This window comes from Vibrio sp. VPAP30 (genome assembly GCF_001188205.1).
GTDB lineage: Bacteria > Pseudomonadota > Gammaproteobacteria > Enterobacterales > Vibrionaceae > Vibrio > Vibrio bivalvicida.
The window spans coordinates 62,238-80,264 of sequence record NZ_LBLS01000033.1 but is presented as its reverse complement, the minus strand read 5'-3'; the positions used below and the strand labels follow the sequence as shown (position 1 = coordinate 80,264).

Here is an 18,027-nt window from a genome sequence, read left to right as displayed (position 1 = left end):
GTGCTCGATAACCGAAGTTATCAAATTGGTCACTCAGTTCATTGAAACCTAAATTGTTTCCGAAGAAACTATTTGGATTATCATCAACGAGTGCCCACACAGATTGATAGGTCTATATTTTTAAAGAGCTTTTCTAACAAGCAAAGCGTTTATCGCTTCGTTGCTAAGGGTGCGCATCTTACGCTTCCCACCTTGAGAGTCAAGCATTTTTTAAAATTTCTTTTCTCTCTTTTCAACTCGGTGTGTGACATTTGTCTCACTCCGTGTCGATGAGGCGGCATTATAGGGAGGTCTGAGAGGAAGACAAGTGTTTTTTCGAAATTAATTTCCGTTTGGTTAAAAACAAATCAAAACCCTGAAAATAGAATAAAATTTCAACATTTGAGTCATGTCACACCAATACGTTGGAAAAACAACAACCATATACGTAAGATCCGTGTGTCTATTTTGTTAACGGTAGACCTAATTTTTCTTAAACCTAAAAGTTGTATTCCAATATGAGTTCAAACAAATCGACCTTAATGATTGTCGCCTTAGCAGTTTTGGGCGGAATCATCTTTTCGCAGGTATCTATCTCTCCTGCTTTAAGTTTTGTTCTGGGTGTTTTTGCTTCCGCTTTCATTGTTAAACTTTCTAACACCAATATTGAGCAAGACCATACAAACGATCCATCAACAAAAACACTTTATGTCGGTAACTTGCCTTATAAGGCCAATGAATCACACGTGAAAGAGCTGTTTGCTAAACATGGCGAAGTTTTTGCCGTTCGTTTAATGAAAGACAAGCGTACCGGTAAAAGAAGAGGCTTTGGTTTTGTCGTGATGGCTGCAGTAGACGCGCAACCCACTATAGAAGCACTCAATGAAAAGGATTATATGCAACGTACTCTTAAGGTGCGTATCGCTAACGATCCTAAATCTCAAGCGGAAAATACTGAACAGAGCTAAAGCCGAGTTCATGTAATGCAATATTCAATGCTCCCTCTTCCCAAGGGGGAGCACTTGATAAAATGTCTTTTGTTCCACTCCTACTCAACTGCGTATTCGCTCTATCGCTTAATAAGTCTGCCACTCGACGTGCAATCGCCTCACCCGAATCCACCAGCAACACATTAATAGACAGTACCTGCTGTATTTCTTGCTTTATAAGAGGAAAATGAGTACAGCCCAAGACCGCCACATCTACTTTATTGTCGATAGGGGTCAATATGTGCTTCAACTCGACCAGATCGATAGGTTTCCCTCTTAACTTTTCTTCTGCCATATCCACCAATCGCGTTGAACCAAGCAGTTCAACGGGTTTATTTTGAGAAAAATTACGGATCAGGTCATGTGTATAGGGGCGGGTTATCGTCGCCGGAGTGGCTATCAGTCCTAACGCTTTATTGGCAAGATTTGAAGCTGGCTTAATGGCAGGCACAACGCCGACAACCGGAATAGACAGCTTGCCACGCAATGTTGGTAAGACAATTGTACTTGCGGTATTACAGGCAATAACAACCAATTCGATCTGGTACTGTGCTACCAATGAACAAACCAAGGCATCTACACGAGCAATCAGAGTCTCGTGTTCTAGTTCCCCATACGGGTAGGCAGCATTGTCAAAGATATAGAGGTAATCAAGCTGAGGGAGTTTTGTCTGTATCTCTTTATATACAGACAGACCACCGACACCAGAATCAAAGATTAAGATTTTTGCTTGTTGCTGGGACACTTGATTTGCTCACTACTTTGCGACTTGGCAATGATACTCGCTGTGGCTATTTTGGCAAACATTGCGCTTGATAACGTTGATGAGTAAATCGATCTCCTCGCTCCTGATGAGTTAGCTTTAGTTCAATTTTACCTTTATAACTGCGAGTCTCTGTTACTAGAGTATGAAACTCTCCATCTTCACCACAAAGGTCAACACCGTTTGGTAAGCTATCTAGGAAGGCTTGGCTATACCACTGACCACAGTAGTCAGGTGTTAATGCATTACCATCAATTGTCACAACCAAGGTTTTAATCCCTCGTTGGAGGATCTCTTGTGCTAAGTCTGCGCTTCGCTGCCCTAGTAGAGGAAACACACATTCCCATCCGGCAGGCTCGATAAAGCTACGACGATAGGCTTCTATACCATTACAGAACATATCGCCAAACGCGACGCCATCAATCGCAAGGCCGCTCTCTTTTAGCGCCTTGATAATCGTCGATTGATAAACTTCATTGGTTGGAAAAGCTTGGGGCATTTCTATCTTAATTAACGGCAATCCTAGTAGCTCCGCCTGCATATCAAGCACAGGAACAGGAGTCGCTTGGAAAGGGACTTCATCTTTGACATAGGTCGTGTATAGACCCACCACTTGATACTCTTCGCTTTCAATCAACCTTTCTAAGGTCAAAGTCGAATCTTTACCGCTCGACCAGCTAATAATGACGTTCTTTTTCATAGTTTGCTTATATAGATAAATAAAAACCGCCCGAAGGCGGTTTTTAAAGTTTTCGTTAGAATTGGTAAGATGCGTTTAGATACCACTCACGCTCTGCAGCAGGGTAACCTTTGGCCGTTTCGTAGCCCTTATCGAACATATTGCTTACACGCAGGCCCGTTGTAAACTTGTCCGTCACGCGGTAAGTAACAGCAGCATCAGCTGTTGAGTACGCCTCTAACTCATATAAAGAAGAGTCATAACGCTTACCTACGTAGTTAGCGATAAGTGAAACATCAATGGCATCAGAGCTGTAAGTTCCAACCCACTTATAGTTTTCTTTCGCACGGCGAATCAGCTGAGTATTTTTCTTTGTGTCTTTCGGATCTTTCCAATCACCAATCAACTTATGGTTGATTGGGCCAGCCTCAAATCCAAGCTCCAGTTCAATACCTTTGATCTGGGCATTTTCAACATTCGATGGCTTATAGTCGCTGCTACCTGGAGCAATAGGAGCCCACTCAATCATATCTTCGATATCGGTACGGTATGTTGTCACACTCCAATCAATAACCTCATGGTAGCCTTTTACACCAAACTCAAGAGATTTTGATGTCTCTGGTTTCAGATCGGGGTTCCCGCCAGTTGGATAGTAAAGGTCATTAAATGTCGGCGCTTTAAATGCCGTGCCATAACTACCTACTAGTTCAATTGCCTCAGTAAGCGCATAGCCTGCACCTAGATTCCAAGTAGTATGGTTACCAAATGCGCTGTCTCTATCGTTGCGCAAGCTCGCTTCTAACGTTAGATCTGAAAATTGGGTAAAACCAGTGATAAACACACCAGTGTTGGTTTTCTTATTGTCACTGAAGTCACTGGTGTTTGTGCCGCCAAGTTGCGCTTTTTCTTGGTAATAGTCGACACCTAAGTTAATTGCACTATTTTCTAGCCCTGTATAAGTATTCACCCAAGATGCACTGTTACGTTTAGTCGTAATTGACGCTTTGCCTGATGCGCCGCCATCAGCCTTACCATCAGCAGAGTAACCTTTGTCAGTACTTAACTGAAGCTGAGACAACCAATTCTCTGACGAGTAATTTACACCACCAGCAAAAGTGTAGTTTTCTCGGTCTGACTCATATTTAGAGCCACGGTCATATTCCACGACCCCACTTTGGTAGTAGCCAGTAAAGAACAATTCCACTGAAGAAGAATAAGTATGGGTCAGGCTACCAAGAATAGTCTGAGCATCAAAACCATGTCTATCACTATCAGGGGCAGAGCTTGATACTTTGTAGCCTTTACTCTTTTCATTATTTACAAAGAAGCTACCTTTTGTCTTCTCAGAAATATCACCAACCGATCGCCAGCTTTGTTGAGCGTAGCTATTTGAACCAAATGTTGCTTTCGCTTCGTGCACGCTGCCTAACTTAGGCTTAGTGGTGATGCTAATTACGCCACCAAGTGCGTCAGAACCATAGACTGCAGCGCGAGGTCCGCGTACCACTTCAATTTTCTCAATAGCATTGGCAGGAATAAGACCAACTGAGGCGCCGCCTGCAGTAGCAGAGTTAATACGCACTCCATCAACCAGAACTAAGGTATGACGAGATTCAGTACCACGGATAAAGATAGAGTTAATGTTCGCTTTAGTACCTTGGTAGCTCAGCTCAACACCTGGAATAGTCTTAAGTACATCGAGCACGCTTTGCGCCTGCATCTTCTCAATATCTTCACGTGTCACAACACTCATTGGTGCAAGTACTGAGTCTGCTGACTGCTCAAATCGACTTGCAGTGACCACCATAGTTTCATCAGAAGATGCTTGTTGGGCGTAAGAAAGGGAGGCGTGCGGAAGTAGCGATGCCACAGCAATCGCTAGAATAGATCGGTTCATTTTTATAATCCTAAATCGCGTAAGTCCTACCGAGCATGGAGCGCTTGCTTCCAGTACCACTGCTCAGCTGCTGGCAGGTCTTCGGACTTAAGAGCTCGGCATTGCCACCTACTCACTCGACTTCCCACATAGTCCTCTATGCAGTGTCATTTGAGTTTTCGTTCTCTTTTACCGCTGCGCGTCAGTTCTGGATTTACACCAGATTCCCTTTTCAGCCATCTATACATCTAGAAAGCACCAGCTAGGCGCAGATGTTATTAAGCTATGGATTATTTGTCCAGAGCAGATTTGGGATTTATATCTATATGATATACCGAGTTGCACCACCAAAGTGCGATTTACACACTATCTTTAAGGCATTGGTGGGACAAGACTGGACATAGCGCTGAGATTGAATAAAATCTGCGCTCTTAAATTAAATACAACCTCGACAGGTACCAACCTAAGGCAATAATCATGGCGACTCTTGATGTAAACCCGCAACGCTACCAAGAACAACTGGCTGAGAAGATCGACCGTCTCAATGAGATGTTCGCGCCTTACCAAGTACCTGAGTTGGAAGTATTTGAATCTCCTGAGCAACACTACCGTATGCGTGCAGAGTTTCGCGTTTGGCATGAAGGTGAAGACCTTTATTACATCATGTTCAACCAAGAGACTCGCGAGAAGTACCGTGTCGATCAGTTCCCAGCGGCAAGCCGTTTAATTAATGACTTAATGCCATTGCTTGTTGATGCAATGAAAGACAATGACTCATTGCGCCGTAAGCTGTTCCAAGTTGACTTCCTTTCTACGCTAAGCGGAGAAATCTTAGTTTCGCTGCTTTACCATCGTCAGCTTGATGATGAGTGGACTGAAAACGCCAAAGCATTAAAACAACGCTTAAATGATGAGGGTTTTAACCTCAATATCATCGGTCGTGCACGTAAGATGAAGATTGTTCTCGATCGTGACTATGTGATTGAGAAGCTAGACGTCAACGGCAAACCATATATCTACCAGCAAGTTGAAAATAGCTTTACTCAGCCGAATGGCAAGGTAGCGGAGAAGATGCTTGAATGGGCTGTTGATTGTACGCAAGACAGTACCGGCGATCTTCTAGAGCTTTATTGTGGTAACGGTAACTTCTCGCTGGCTTTAGCGCAAAACTTTGACCGCGTACTGGCAACGGAGCTGGCAAAACCGTCTGTGGTTTCCGCTCAATACAATATTGCTGCGAACAAAATTGATAACGTGCAGATCCTACGCCTTTCAGCAGAAGAGTTTACTGAGGCTATTGAAGGCAAGCGTGAGTTCCGCCGCCTACAAGATGCTGGTGTCGATTTGAAAAGCTACAACTGCAACACCATTTTTGTCGATCCACCGCGCGCGGGTATGGATATTGATACTTGTAAGATGGTACAAGGCTACGAGCGTATTATGTACATCTCATGCAACCCAGAAACACTAATAGATAACTTAGATGTACTTTGCGAAACACATAAAGTCACGCGCTTTGCCCTATTTGATCAATTCCCATACACCCACCATATGGAAGCAGGCGTGCTGCTAGAGCTTATTAAATAAGGACTTCACTACTTTTAAAAAGTGTAAAAATTAACTCAGGGTACGGCGTGGGGTACGGCAACACTTAAAACCACCTTCGCGCCGTAACGAAAAGCCATTTGCGGTTCAGTTTGAGTTGCTCTTGTGAGGACAGCAAAAAATGAATAGATCAGCTTTTTTCCGAACTTAAAGCTAAAAGAAGTACGTTTAGTCTTATTGTAATATTTGCAATGCAGTGATTGATAATAAAAAAACTATGCCTGATTATGACCTGATTGCATTGCGTCTTCGAACAAAGTGATGAATGAGGCGCAATCACCTAGGTAGTTCGGGTATGCTTCTGACAGCTGCCCCATATTCTTCGTAGATATGAGAAGAGTATTTATTCTCGCATGACTACGAGTCATCTTCTCCGCAGCATTATAAACCGAAATAGCCTGATTATAATTCTCAAACTCCTCGCTAAAGATTAACTCTAGCGAAGCTTCATCAATAACCAAAAGGACATGTTCTGTTGAGCCATCACAACAGCCTTCAACTTTCTCAGATAAGATTTTAAAGCTTCTCAAACGACTCAATGCATTGATTTCACCGTTCAACTCAATCAATCTATTTGAAAATACCGCTTTGTCATCATCACTTAAAGCTATAGCACCTTCTGCGTCAGCAATATACTGACTCATGATAGAAAGAAGCTCTTCCCACTGAATTTGCAACCTATCTTTGTCTTCATCTGGACTATGGGAGTGAGTCTTAATCTTAGTCCCTTCCAAGATATCGACGATCTCTACCGTCGTTGCCCAAAGGTGCTGGAGACGTGTACGCAGTTGAGCTTCGATATTAAAACTTTTGCCACTAGCATGGTCATACCGATAGATAACATGCAAACTCCGGTAACCACAATCATTGGGTTTTGGATTGGTGATGTAATCATCAATATCCTTTATTTTGACCCGGCCTACTTTTTCAACAGTAACTTGCAGTCGCTCTATTGCTTTCTCCAATGACCCAAGATCAGGAAAAATTGCCCGACAACCACCAATATCATTCATGTTGGTCACACAGGTCGCATTCGTCGTCTCACCATCAAGAGATTTACGCTGTAGCTTATCGATTATGGTCTCTAAACGCTTTAGGCGTGTTACTGGTTTAACATCAATTCCAAGCTCGCGGCAACAGCGGCCAACGAGATAAGCGATAGTATTCAGTGGTTTTTCGTGAGCGGCGCGAAACTGCTGGATTGTTGCTGTAGCGGACTTAAGGTCGCCCTCTTTTTTGCGCAGTCGTCGTCCTGCTTTTTTCACTCCATTGTTGGAGTATGAGAAGTCTTCTGTGGCACTTTCATCAACCGTTCTCTCAAGAAAGTCTTGAAAGTCCAGCTCATAATCATCTTGGAAGTTTATTGAGGCCTGTTCGGCGGTAGGTGTGTCGTCAATCTGAAAACTGACGACACTTTTTTCTTTATCACTCACAGGCTAGCTGTTCGACCTGATTGTTTGATTTGAGTGTAATGGGCTTGGATCAAATGGTCTGGGATCACTTTCTGATGTGTGCCATCCCATACTTGATGCCATGGGCTCCCCTCTCGGTGAGTCAGGTCTACAAGCTGTGGGCCCGTTAAATCACCAAGTTGCGATACTACATCTTTGACAATAGACTCGCTCTCTTGGTCTAAAGCCACATCGCATTGTTCAGTGATCACGCTACTACCATATGATTTAAAGCGGAAGTAGACAGAAGGGACTACAGGGCCAAACTTCCACGCAAATACATCATCCACGACAAGAGGACGCTGGAAGTGCGCCAATGATAAACCGTGACAAACATAGGTAAGCTTTTGTAGCTGTAAATTGGAGAAGCATTTACCTTGCTCTTTCGCATGCTTAAGCAAGCTCCATGCAACGTCTACAGCACTGTATGTGTGATATGCTTTCATCTTCTTATTCCAATTTCGTCTAAATAGTTTACATAATTCAGTCGATGCAACGCCAAAAGTGTAAACCATTGCTGTATTTAAAGACAGTAATTTTGTTCGCATATGTGCGTACACGCAATGAACAGACATATTCCCAAACTAAGCGATAAAGTTTCAATAAGTCAGTTTAGTTCGACAAAATTCGGCATTCTTTAGGCCAGATCACTCCACCTTTATCTCCCTCCGCAATTACAAACGGTACGATCCATAATTTGAGCTTATTGCCGCCACACGCAACAAAGTCGAAGCTCTGCTCTATTGGGGCCTCAAAGCCATCGTGTGCGGGATAGATTAAAAACATCTCCTTTTCATCGGCTCTGCCATCGAAATAGTGCTGTCCATAGGCAAACATCTGATAAAAGTCGCTTTGCGATAGGCCGTACTTCTCAGAACCGTTGTCTTTTGTTTGGTCCAGAAGCTTCCACTTAGTATCCAAAATACTGACTACAGCCCCTTCCTCTTCGAGCAACACATCTGGTTGCAACTTGAACCAACTGGCTTGTTTATGCTCCACCAAGCTTTTACGTTTCACCTGGCTTTTAACAACGAAATCAGCTGATACCTGCTGACGTAAGACCTTGGCTACGTAATCTTCGAATACTCGCTCCATGGGGAATAGAAGCGAGATAGCTTGGTTGCTGCCTTTCATTGTTTGAGGAGAAAAGCCGTTGAGTATCAACGTGGCCCAGGCGATTGGCACATGGTAGTGACTCATTCCCCTGTCTAGCCTTAATCTAGACAGATCGCTTTTATAGTCACGGCTTAACGGAACGTCTTCGAATATAAAAAAGAGCTCCTGTAATTGCTTCTTGTGTTTAGCACTGCGAGAAAACCTGGCAACAGTATTCAACGCAGAATGGATAAGCCTATTGGCTGGCCTATCCACCAAATAGGCTTGGTACTCGCAATAAAATTTGTGTCTTGTAACGAGGTTCTTGCGTAGTTGCCCTGCTGCTACGAGCTTGCCTTTTTGATAGTTAAGGTTGTCTGCTGTTTGCACGTAGTCGCTTTTCAAGCCCTTCTTGACTAGGTTTAACACTGACTCAATAAACTGACCAATGAACACCTCAAGCAGCGGCATCTTCTCTTCATGAATTAGAGCGCTTGATGTTTGAATGTGTGAAAAGCCCTTAAGAGTACGGAGCATCACAAGCAATGACTTTCTCGCTGATGTAGAGCTTGGCGAGGTTCGGCCGATTTTCGGCAACACTTCAATGTGAGTGCCATCAGGCGTAAAGATCACGCCTGCATGGTTGCGCACTTGCAGCGCTTCACATCCTGACTTTTTACACAGCCGAAAAAGCTTATTGTCTTCTTGCGAGCCTAGCGCGATTTGCTTAAGAAAACCAAAGGCAGCAGGCGAAATAGGCTCTACATAATTCGCCTCTCTGCACACATCATCAGACTCACTGACCAGATAAGAAAACTCGAATAGAGAGATCTCTTTGTTAGCTCTCATCCTTCACCTGTGCTGACAGCTTCTCGCTCAATTCTGGCTGGTAGATCGCAAGGTAACCTTCCCCCTTAGACCAAACCGAATCATTTTGATCAGCTAATGAGTAGCGGTACTCGTCTGGCGTAAAGCTATCAGGCTCATATTGGTTGCCAAACAGCTTTTGATATTCAATCTTTTCTTGGCGAACAAACTGTAATGCTTCCAGTTCATTTCGGTCACTACTGATCTTTTGATTGTCCCCCAATACGAGGCGGATCTTACTCCAATCATCGTGAAAATATTCTTGGAGCAGAGGAACAATTTTACCTACAAAAGCCTTGGTGAGGTTTGCTAACGCCTTATCATGGTTCCCAGCCTTAGCTGCATTATAAGCAGGAAAGAAGAACGCATGACCTAGCGTATGTTCCCTGTCATACAAGGCTTCAATACGGTCATTGAGTGTCTGCAATAGCTCACTCAGTTCAATTTGTTGGTCATTGCCAATATCAATGAAACCATCAGACTCAAACAGGCGCGCATCGGGCATCATTTCGATGAACTCGAAACGTCTGCGCAAAGCAGTATCCATCAAAGCAATCGAGCGGTCTGCTGTGTTCATTGCGCCGATAATGTCGACATTCGAGGGCACGCTAAAGGGTTTTCCACTATAGGCAAGGTTGACTGACATTGGGTTAGCCCCCTGTGCACGCTTATCTGTCTCTACTAACGAAATCAGTTCACCAAAGATCTTCGAGATGTTGCCACGGTTTATTTCGTCGATAAACATAGCATATCGAGAATTAGGGTCTTGCTCGGCTCGGTGACAAAGCTTTAAAAACTCTCCTGGTTCAACAGAGTAGTGAACATTGCCCTCTTCATCCGTTGTGGCTTTAAGCCCTTCGATAAACTCTTCGTAGCCGTAGGATTGGTGGAACGTTGTCGTTGAATACCGCTTCACAATCGATCCTGGTGGTGGTCCATTTTCTAACTCTTTATGCAAAACCACTAGTTCATCCACCAGCTCTAACTTATCGTCAAGAAGCTGCCAAACAGAATCGCTGGTTTTATCAAACACGGCAGGTTCGCCACGGCCTTTGTAATTAACGGTTGCTGACTCAGGCACAGTGAACTTCTGTAGGTAACTCCATGCCGTTTGACTTAAGTTCCCGTCTCGATTATTCACCTTTGCTTTGGTCTGGAAATATTTGCTAGCGACGATATCAGCCACCTTCGCCTGGTTGCCTAAGCTAAGAAGTGACAGGACTAACACTTGCATCCAGTTCAGTGGCGCAATTTTTTCTTGTAGCCAGAGTGAGGCATCTGCGCTTTCAGTCTGACTTGTATACTCAGCTTGAAGTTGCTGAAGGCTGTAGGTTTTGCCCGTGCCTGGAGGACCGTATAGAATTTGATTACAAGGTTTGTCCTTACTTGAAAGGTTATTAGTACTTTTAGCTTTTGTCGCAGCCTCAGGCTCTTGCACACTTTTAAGCAAATCAAGTCTCTCCGCTACTTCTTCGTAAGACAGCTCAAACTCTCTAACAGCATCAACGCTCCACTGAATAAGCTGCTCCAATGTCATGGACAAGCCCCGTTCAATAGTTAATGAACGAACAATAGGAGAAGTGGCATACTCACCACGCACTTTTTTGTATCGCTCTACAAGAGAAGGTTCAACATTTACCGTTTCAATTTTTACTGCAAACTCATCGGTTGAAATATGAACCGTATACGCCAAGGTTGTCGGTGCATTTTGTGTCGGATAAATCTTTGCCCATAGGTAAGAAAAGAAGTTTCCTCCCTGATTAACAGGGCCTTTACGCAACTTAACATACCCCTTTGGAAAAGCTTGTTGTTGGAGCGCATAGGCCCAGCGCTCTATTATTTCGTATGCTTCTTTGAGCTCTTGATAAGCCACTTCCTGCTGCATATCACTAGTATCCCTTTTTTGCCCTTGCCACTTTCTGAGTAAGTCGACATGGTGCTGGGAAAAGTAATCAAAACTCATTCTACACCTCAAAAAAAGCACGCTCAGTGGCGTGCTTATAGTTTTATCATTTATGCTTTTGCTGCGCGTTTCTTAGCGGCTTGCGCTTTCTTAGCCGCTTTGGCTAACGCCTCTGCTTCGGTGCGGGCTTTGGCAATGCGCTCTAGCAGTTTATCGGCGGGCTCGTCGCTTGGGTCTTGCGCCACCAACTCACCACGGAAGGCTTTGGCAAGGATGCTTTGCGTAAGGTTATCCACCCTCTGCTGGGCTTTTTTCACCTGTGCTTCGATGGTGTCAGCAAACGCAAAGTACTGGTCGACTAGACGGACGATTTCTTGTTGTTCTTCAATTGAAGGAGTTCTAATAGGGTATAGCTTAAGAGCTTTACCAGTTAAGTGCTTGATTGTTGTTCCTGTAAACAATTGATTTAACGCCAAGGTATCTGCGTCATTCTTTAAGTTAAAAGCCAACCATTCAGGAATAATCTCGTCTTTTACACGCGCTCTGTGCAAAGCTTTTTGAAAAACAATTCGCTCATCCGAGTTAGACTCCCAAACTGCGCAGCGACCGGGCTCGCCCCCTTCGCAAATCAAAACGTCCCCTCTAACCAATTGCAACTCTTGCTGCTCTTTGTCGCTGACAAGAATTTTTTGAACGCTAGTTAAGTCAAACTCAAACCATCTGACATTGATATTACCAAGGTATTTAGTTGAGGAACCTTGGTTTTTAGCCTTATCTAACATCTTACCCAAACGACTTTCGACTAACTCTGGGTATTGTTTTACTTTCCAAGAGCATGGAACTCTAGACCACTTCCAATCAAAGCAATATTGATTGTCGATATATTCTGCATCACCTCGCCACTTTTCCGTCAACTTACCCGATACCGCTGAAGCCAGTACCGATTGGCGGAAGCGTTTAAGTAAATCAGGGATGCCATCTAAACGCGCTTTGATGGTATCGACCTGCGCCAGTACTTCATCGAGTTTTTCTACGATGCGCTTTTGTTCTGGGAGTGGGGCGACAACCATAGGGGCTTTCTTGCCGTCTTTGGTTCCTAATCGAGGCATATTAACGCCATAGCTTACCGCATTAACATAGTCACCAAACTGCCTTCCTTTCAACCAGTAAAAGAGGAAGCGATTCTCAAACAGTTCAGAATTAGTTTTGAGGGGCACGATTTCTGTAGTACATATTCCCTCTTCGGGAGCAATCAGCATCTTGTTCAAATACGGACGTAACTTACCGTAGAGAACATCGCCTTTATCAAAACTATTCTTAGAACTTTTCGGCTGCCGTTGCTCGAATGAGCAACGTTTCAATAGTTTTGAGGAATCCTTTTCAATATCCTCTAACTCTAACACCCAAGTCTCACCTGAAGTGGTATCTAAGTCGGCTTTGAACGTTTTACCATAATCCACAACACTACCTAGATCTGTACTCACCCACCCTTTCGGCAACTCAATCATCACTCAACCTCCGGTTTTTCTTCCAAACCAAAGGCTTGCTCTAGCAATTGCTTTTGTTGTTCCGCTTCATCACTTGCACCAAGGCTTTGCATCAGTTGGTAGATCTCGGTCATGGCTTCGGTCAGCTCTGCCATTGCTTCGCCAGCCAATACCTCTGGCTCTGGCAAGTTTTCTGCGCTGGTGGCCTCAAGGTCTTTAAGCCATGAGATATCTAGGCTATCGCCTTTAGTATCACGGATATATTCACGGCTAAATTTCTTCCAACGGGCATTCTCCAACGTTTGCTCGGCTTCACTTTCCACCTCGCCTAGTTGTTGCCATACCCCCTCGGTGCGTGGTGATTGTCCATTTTTATCTTCGCCATAGGCTTGTACAAAGCTTTCAAAGTGCTTTTCAGTTAATGGACGGCGCTTACCAAAGGTGTTCATGTTAGTACGCATATCGTACACCCATGTCTCCTTGGTGCAGTTTTGCTCTTGGTCTTTATTTTCTGGCGTGCCTTTCTGGAAGAACAGCACATTGGTCTTCACCCCTTGGGCGTAGAAGATACCTGTCGGCAAACGCAAAATAGTGTGCAGGTTACATTTGTGCATCAGGTCTTCACGCACTTTTTGGCCTACACCGGCTTCAAACAACACGTTATCTGGCAATACCACAGCCGCACGACCACCTGGCTTTAAGTGACGGTAAATATGCTGCAAGAACGCTAACTGCTTATTGCTGGTTTCAAACGTCAAGTCGTCTCGGGTTGGACCGCCGCCACCTTTCGATGTACCAAATGGCGGGTTAGAGAGAATTAATTCAACTTTCGGTAGCTTGGCTCCTTCACCACTCAAAGTGTTGCCTTGATGAATAGCCCCGTCATCTTCACCTTCAATGCCGTGCAACAAACAGTTCATCAATGCCAAACGTCGTGTTGATGGTACTAATTCCATACCGTTGTAGGCTTTGCGCTTTTGGAAGTCTCGCTCATCTTCATTTAAGTCATACAGATCATCAGTTGCCGCTTTAATAAACTCGTGCGCTGCAATCAAGAAGCCTGCTGTACCAGCGGCTGGATCTTGAATGGTTTCCCCTGCTTGTGGGTTCATTAGCTTAACAATGGTGTCGATCAGTGGACGCGGCGTGAAGTATTGCCCTGCGCCTGATTTGGTTTCGTTGGCGTTCTTCTCTAACAAGCCTTCGTAAAGGTCGCCTAAGCCATCTTCACGGGCAGAGAACCAGTCTAGCTCATCAATACGAGTGACCAGTTGGCTGAGGTGCTTTGGCTCTTTAAGGCTGGTTTGCGCGCCAGCATAAATTGCCGCTAGAAGCGGATCATGGTGTTTTCCTAAATCAAGCAACATTTGACGATAGTGGTCGTACTGTTTGATACCTGTTTGGCTAGTAATATCTTGCCAGCGGCAACCCTCTGGCAATACATGAGAGGTAATACCCGCTTCGGCTTGTTCGGTTTCCATCTTTATAAACAACAGCAGCACGAGCTCGGTGACGTAATCTGTATAGGTGATGCCGTCATCACGTAATACGTCACACAGCTTCCACAGTTTTTGTACGATTTCGTTGTTGTTCATGTTGATTTTCCGTCTGTTCCAACCGCTCTACTTGTTGAGCCTTTGGTTGGTAATAAATTGGGGTATTAATAAACAATGAGGCTGAGTTTATCACTCAGCCTATCGATTTGTTTTGCACTAAATAACACTAGTGTGGCGTTTGATGGAAATACCACCAGCGCACACTAGCTTTGCTGCTGCCAAATATGTTCCGACAATGTGTCTAGCACATGTTCCAACTGACCGCCTAAACGTTTGTCCAGCCCTTTACTACCACCATCTTGAGCAAAGCTGCGGTTGATATCGTCAGTCTGTAAGACAATCTCTTTCTTTAGCTGTTTAGCTATACGCTCTAACCACTTCAGTTGAGGTTTCGTCCAAGAGTGCATGGCATAGATACTGTCCATGGCGATATCAATGCGCCTCTCATACGGCACCAATGCCTCACCCAGTGCCGCTCGGCGGATATGCCCAACAATCGATGCAGCAATATCTCTGTTAGTAGTTTGCTTCCAGGCACTTTGCAAATCCGCTTCTTTGAACTTCTCTTGATCAAGCAAAATACGGATTTCTTTTAACTGAGCGCGAGTCAGCTCCTTTGGCTTGTTAACCACAGCTTTGAGAGCAGCATTATTATTGAGGTTATCTTTAATAAAGCGCTCAAAGGCGGTGAGGTAGTCTTCTGGCCTGCTGTAGGCTGCGAAGTTCTGCTCTCTTATCATGAACTCATCTTTGTGCTCAGATATCACATACTGTTTACCACCATTAAGCATACTGCGCACGCTTTCGACGCGATTAGCTAAGTTGCCATGTTTTGCCAGCATTTGCGCCGCTTGTTGCGAGCCTGCTTGATGTAGTTGCTGGTGAATTTTATCCGCTGGACAACCCCACTCGGCTTCAATGCTTTCTAGCTCTTGCTTGAGTAGCGGATCTTTTTCAGCGTTGGCTTGCGCCTTACGCATCACGCGCATTACTCTCTGACTCAGCTCATCAAGGGCATCATCGGCAAAGCTTCGACCTTCTGCGCTGCCAGGCAAATCTTGATTGCTCTCATCAGAGACTTCATCAATCAATTGTTCAATTTTGATGTTCGGCCTTTTCACCACAGGCTTCATGGTGTTGACTTGCTCTAATGTTGCGTACAGATCAACAGGATCAAAGATTCTAAAGACAGTTTTACCTATCTCATCACAGCGACGCGTGGCACGGCCAAGCATCTGCTCATACAGGATGCGCGACTTAACACGGCGCATAAAGACTAAGTTGCAGATCTCAGGCACATCGATACCCGTTGTCAGCAGATCAACGGTAATCGCGACACTAGGGAAGGTTTCGTTTTTGAACTTACGAATGGCTTCTTTGACTTTATCGGTACTGCCTGTGATTTTTTGTACCGCATGTGCGGGTACATCATCGCCATAGAGGTTTTGGAACGCCTCAACCAATAGCCGCTCTACACGGTCTGCATGTTGATCAGTGACACAGAAAATCATGGTTTTCTCTTGCCCTGTTGGGTCAATATCCTCTGCCAGCGCCTCACATACCGTGCGATCAAAGCTTTCATTAATGACAGTGCGGTTGAAGTTCTCAACATTGAAGTTCAGCTCATCTTCCAGCTCGACGCTACTGACCTCACCCGAGAGGGTATCGACAACATCCACCTCTTCACCCCGCTTAAACTTGATACCCGCTTGATTGAGCTTGGTTTTGTAGGTAATCGGTGTTTCGTGGTCAATCAGGTAGTCTTCCGCGACCGCTTCTGGGTACGAGTAAGTGTAAACAGGGGGGCCGAATATTTCTGACGTATGCGCGGCGGGGGTGGCAGTTAAGCCGATTTTCACAGCATCAAAATAGTCCAGCACTCGACGGTAACTAGAGCGGAACAAGTTAGGATCTCGCGCCACCAGCTCGGCTTCACCCAATTCTTGGTCTAGTGTGTAGCCACGGTGCGCCTCATCAACAATGATACAGTCGTATTGATCGACGGGTAGAATGATCGCATTTTCATCATCGTTGTCTTTCTCTTCAAACAGACGTTTCACCATCGCTTGTACGGTGGCAACATGCACGCGTGTTTCTGCTTCTGGCAGCTTTTCTGCCATCTCTTTGATGTCGTAGATTTGCGTGAGTGACTGGTTTTGCTCCAATCGCGTTTCAGTAAACGATTCCGTTGCCTGATCGCCCAGCGATGAACGGTCTACTAAGAAGAGAATGCGCTTAAATCGCTCTGCTTTTAAGAAGCGATAGAGCAGGCCAATGATAGTGCGTGTTTTACCTGTCCCCGTTGCCATCGCTAGCAAACATTCACGTTGGTTTTGCGCCAAGGCTTCTTCAACCGCTATCACTGCCTTTTTCTGGTAAGGACGTAAACCCAGATACTCAAATGGCTCCTTCGCCATTTCCTGCTGAGCTTTTTGGTGGTCTCGGTGTAACAAATCCAATAGACCAGGCGGACTCATGAAGCTTTGACAGGCGCGCTTGGCGTTGGACGGTAAGCGACAATCTCGGAACCAAGTGCCGCTTTGCTCCTGCATCTGGCGCAAGAAAGGTTTTCCGTTACACGCAAAGACAAAAGGCAGCTTGTAGCTCTCTTCTCCTTCACAGCCCCGCCACGTGTTATCTTTACCTGCCTCTAGCCATGCTGGCTTAATTTCCCCTTCGGGCAAGGTGATATTGCTAGGGTCAAATTGACGGCTGTAGCGCTCTGCTTGTGAGATAGCGCCGGATACGTTCACTCGCTTGCGTTTGGCTTCTACCGCTGCCACAGGGGTTAAACCAACAAATAGGATGTAATCGGCGCGATGCTGATTGCCCTTCATTTCCCACTCAGCAATCGCCATGTTGCGACCTTTTTCTGGGCGAACACCTTTGCGATAATCAAGGGTAACTGAATCGGCCTCCCAGCCTGCATCTCTCAGTTGTTGGTCTATGATGAAACGGGTTTGGTCTTCGTTTAGATCAATACGGCTGTTTTTGAGAATTTCGACACGCTGTTTAAGGGTTTTGGCTTGCTGGTCATCGGCTGTTTGAACTTGTTGGCTTTGCTCGCGTAGCTGCTGCTCAAGCTCATGGATTCGAACCTGCGCCTCTTTGAAGCTTTCTTCACTTTGAGCCTCTAAAAGAGAAATTTGGCTTTGTCTAAGCTGGTACTCTTCACTCTTTTCCGATTCTAGCTTGGCAACAATCGACTGAAGTCTTTCAATCTCTTGCTTTGACTGCTCAACCAAGGCATCGTCATTTTCTGGCTGTGGTGGGATAAAACGAGCTGGTTGGAAGTTGGCTTCACCTGTCTTTACTCGATAGTAAATTGCCGCCGCTTTATGCGATATCTCAAGAGCGTGGCCCGCCGCAACAGGGTTATTGTAGTAACCATGTGCTGCTTTATTACCGTGCTTACGAAGTGCATGGAATATTGCCAACCGCTCATCATCCAACAAACCTCGACTACCCAGCTCTTTAAGTTGGTCGAAGGTGGATAAACTGGGTGTCAGGTTGACTAATTCTGCAATGAAATTAACGATTTCTTCAGACAGCAGACGCACTTTAAATAGAGTGGTATGCGGGTCTTGATGTAGATTGCGCTCAGCCGATAGCGCAATTGCGTACAAGGTATCATTAACGCCTTGTAAAAACTCAAAATTTGACGAAGCCATTGATGTTCTTGTGCCAACTGAAACTGTGAATCAGTTTACACTAGGTAGTTATTTTTTAGCACTTTTCGTCTAAGTTTTGAGAGATTATTGGACACTCAGCAAACAA

The 18,027-nt window shown here is 44.9% G+C and carries 12 protein-coding genes and 1 riboswitch; of the genes, 2 read left to right on the top strand and 10 right to left on the bottom strand.

What is annotated here, in order from left to right:
- The first annotated feature begins 497 nt into the window (after positions 1-497).
- Positions 498-947, top strand: a complete 450-nt coding sequence (locus ZX61_RS14510) for an RNA recognition motif domain-containing protein (RefSeq protein WP_049845341.1) — start codon at positions 498-500, stop codon at positions 945-947.
- Here ZX61_RS14510 and murI read toward each other — a convergent pair.
- From murI to ZX61_RS14495, 3 genes are read right to left on the bottom strand one after another with little or no spacing between them, the layout of a single operon-like run.
- Positions 913-1,713 (bottom strand): glutamate racemase, encoded by an 801-nt coding sequence (gene murI / locus ZX61_RS14505; RefSeq protein WP_049845340.1) that lies wholly within the window; start codon positions 1,711-1,713, stop codon positions 913-915. The two genes, ZX61_RS14510 and murI, sit on opposite strands and share 35 nt — an antisense overlap.
- A gap of 46 nt (positions 1,714-1,759) precedes the next feature.
- Positions 1,760-2,431 carry an ATPase gene (locus tag ZX61_RS14500; RefSeq protein WP_049845339.1) on the bottom strand — a complete coding sequence of 224 codons (672 nt, stop codon included), beginning with the start codon at positions 2,429-2,431 and terminating at the stop codon, positions 1,760-1,762.
- A gap of 55 nt (positions 2,432-2,486) precedes the next feature.
- On the bottom strand, positions 2,487-4,307 hold the full coding sequence (locus tag ZX61_RS14495) for a TonB-dependent receptor domain-containing protein (protein WP_049845338.1): 1,821 nt from the start codon (positions 4,305-4,307) through the stop codon (positions 2,487-2,489).
- 55 nt (positions 4,308-4,362) lie between these two features.
- Positions 4,363-4,564, bottom strand: a riboswitch (cobalamin riboswitch).
- A gap of 199 nt (positions 4,565-4,763) precedes the next feature.
- Here ZX61_RS14495 and trmA point away from each other — a divergent pair.
- Positions 4,764-5,873: a tRNA (uridine(54)-C5)-methyltransferase TrmA gene (gene trmA / locus ZX61_RS14490; protein ID WP_049845337.1), complete on the top strand. Its 1,110-nt coding sequence runs from the start codon at positions 4,764-4,766 to the stop codon at positions 5,871-5,873.
- 233 nt (positions 5,874-6,106) lie between these two features.
- On the opposite strand, the gene ZX61_RS14485 is transcribed toward trmA, so the two are convergent.
- The 7 genes from ZX61_RS14485 to hsdR all read right to left on the bottom strand — a co-directional run bounded on the left by ZX61_RS14485 (position 6,107) and on the right by hsdR (position 17,921).
- The gene (locus ZX61_RS14485; protein WP_049845336.1) at positions 6,107-7,324 is read right to left on the bottom strand and encodes a RelA/SpoT domain-containing protein; all 1,218 of its coding nucleotides are present in this window, start codon (positions 7,322-7,324) and stop codon (positions 6,107-6,109) included.
- Positions 7,321-7,788 (bottom strand): Panacea domain-containing protein, encoded by a 468-nt coding sequence (locus tag ZX61_RS14480; RefSeq protein ID WP_049845335.1) that lies wholly within the window; start codon positions 7,786-7,788, stop codon positions 7,321-7,323. The genes ZX61_RS14485 and ZX61_RS14480 overlap by 4 nt, the downstream gene beginning before the upstream one ends.
- Before the next feature lie 166 nt (positions 7,789-7,954).
- Positions 7,955-9,286, bottom strand: coding sequence for an McrC family protein (locus tag ZX61_RS14475; RefSeq protein WP_049845334.1), 1,332 nt, complete (start codon positions 9,284-9,286; stop codon positions 7,955-7,957).
- Complete coding sequence (locus tag ZX61_RS14470; protein ID WP_235431340.1) at positions 9,276-11,267, bottom strand: McrB family protein; 1,992 nt, start codon at positions 11,265-11,267, stop codon at positions 9,276-9,278. Before ZX61_RS14470 ends, ZX61_RS14475 begins: the two co-directional genes overlap by 11 nt.
- Positions 11,268-11,317: 50 nt before the next feature.
- Positions 11,318-12,715: a restriction endonuclease subunit S gene (locus tag ZX61_RS24120; protein ID WP_049845333.1), complete on the bottom strand. Its 1,398-nt coding sequence runs from the start codon at positions 12,713-12,715 to the stop codon at positions 11,318-11,320.
- Entirely contained in the window at positions 12,715-14,289 is a 1,575-nt protein-coding gene (locus ZX61_RS14460) for a class I SAM-dependent DNA methyltransferase (protein ID WP_049845332.1), read from the bottom strand. Before ZX61_RS14460 ends, ZX61_RS24120 begins: the two co-directional genes overlap by 1 nt.
- A gap of 164 nt (positions 14,290-14,453) precedes the next feature.
- The gene (gene hsdR / locus ZX61_RS14455; protein ID WP_049845331.1) at positions 14,454-17,921 is read right to left on the bottom strand and encodes a type I restriction-modification system endonuclease; all 3,468 of its coding nucleotides are present in this window, start codon (positions 17,919-17,921) and stop codon (positions 14,454-14,456) included.
- Between the last annotated feature and the right edge of the window lie 106 nt (positions 17,922-18,027).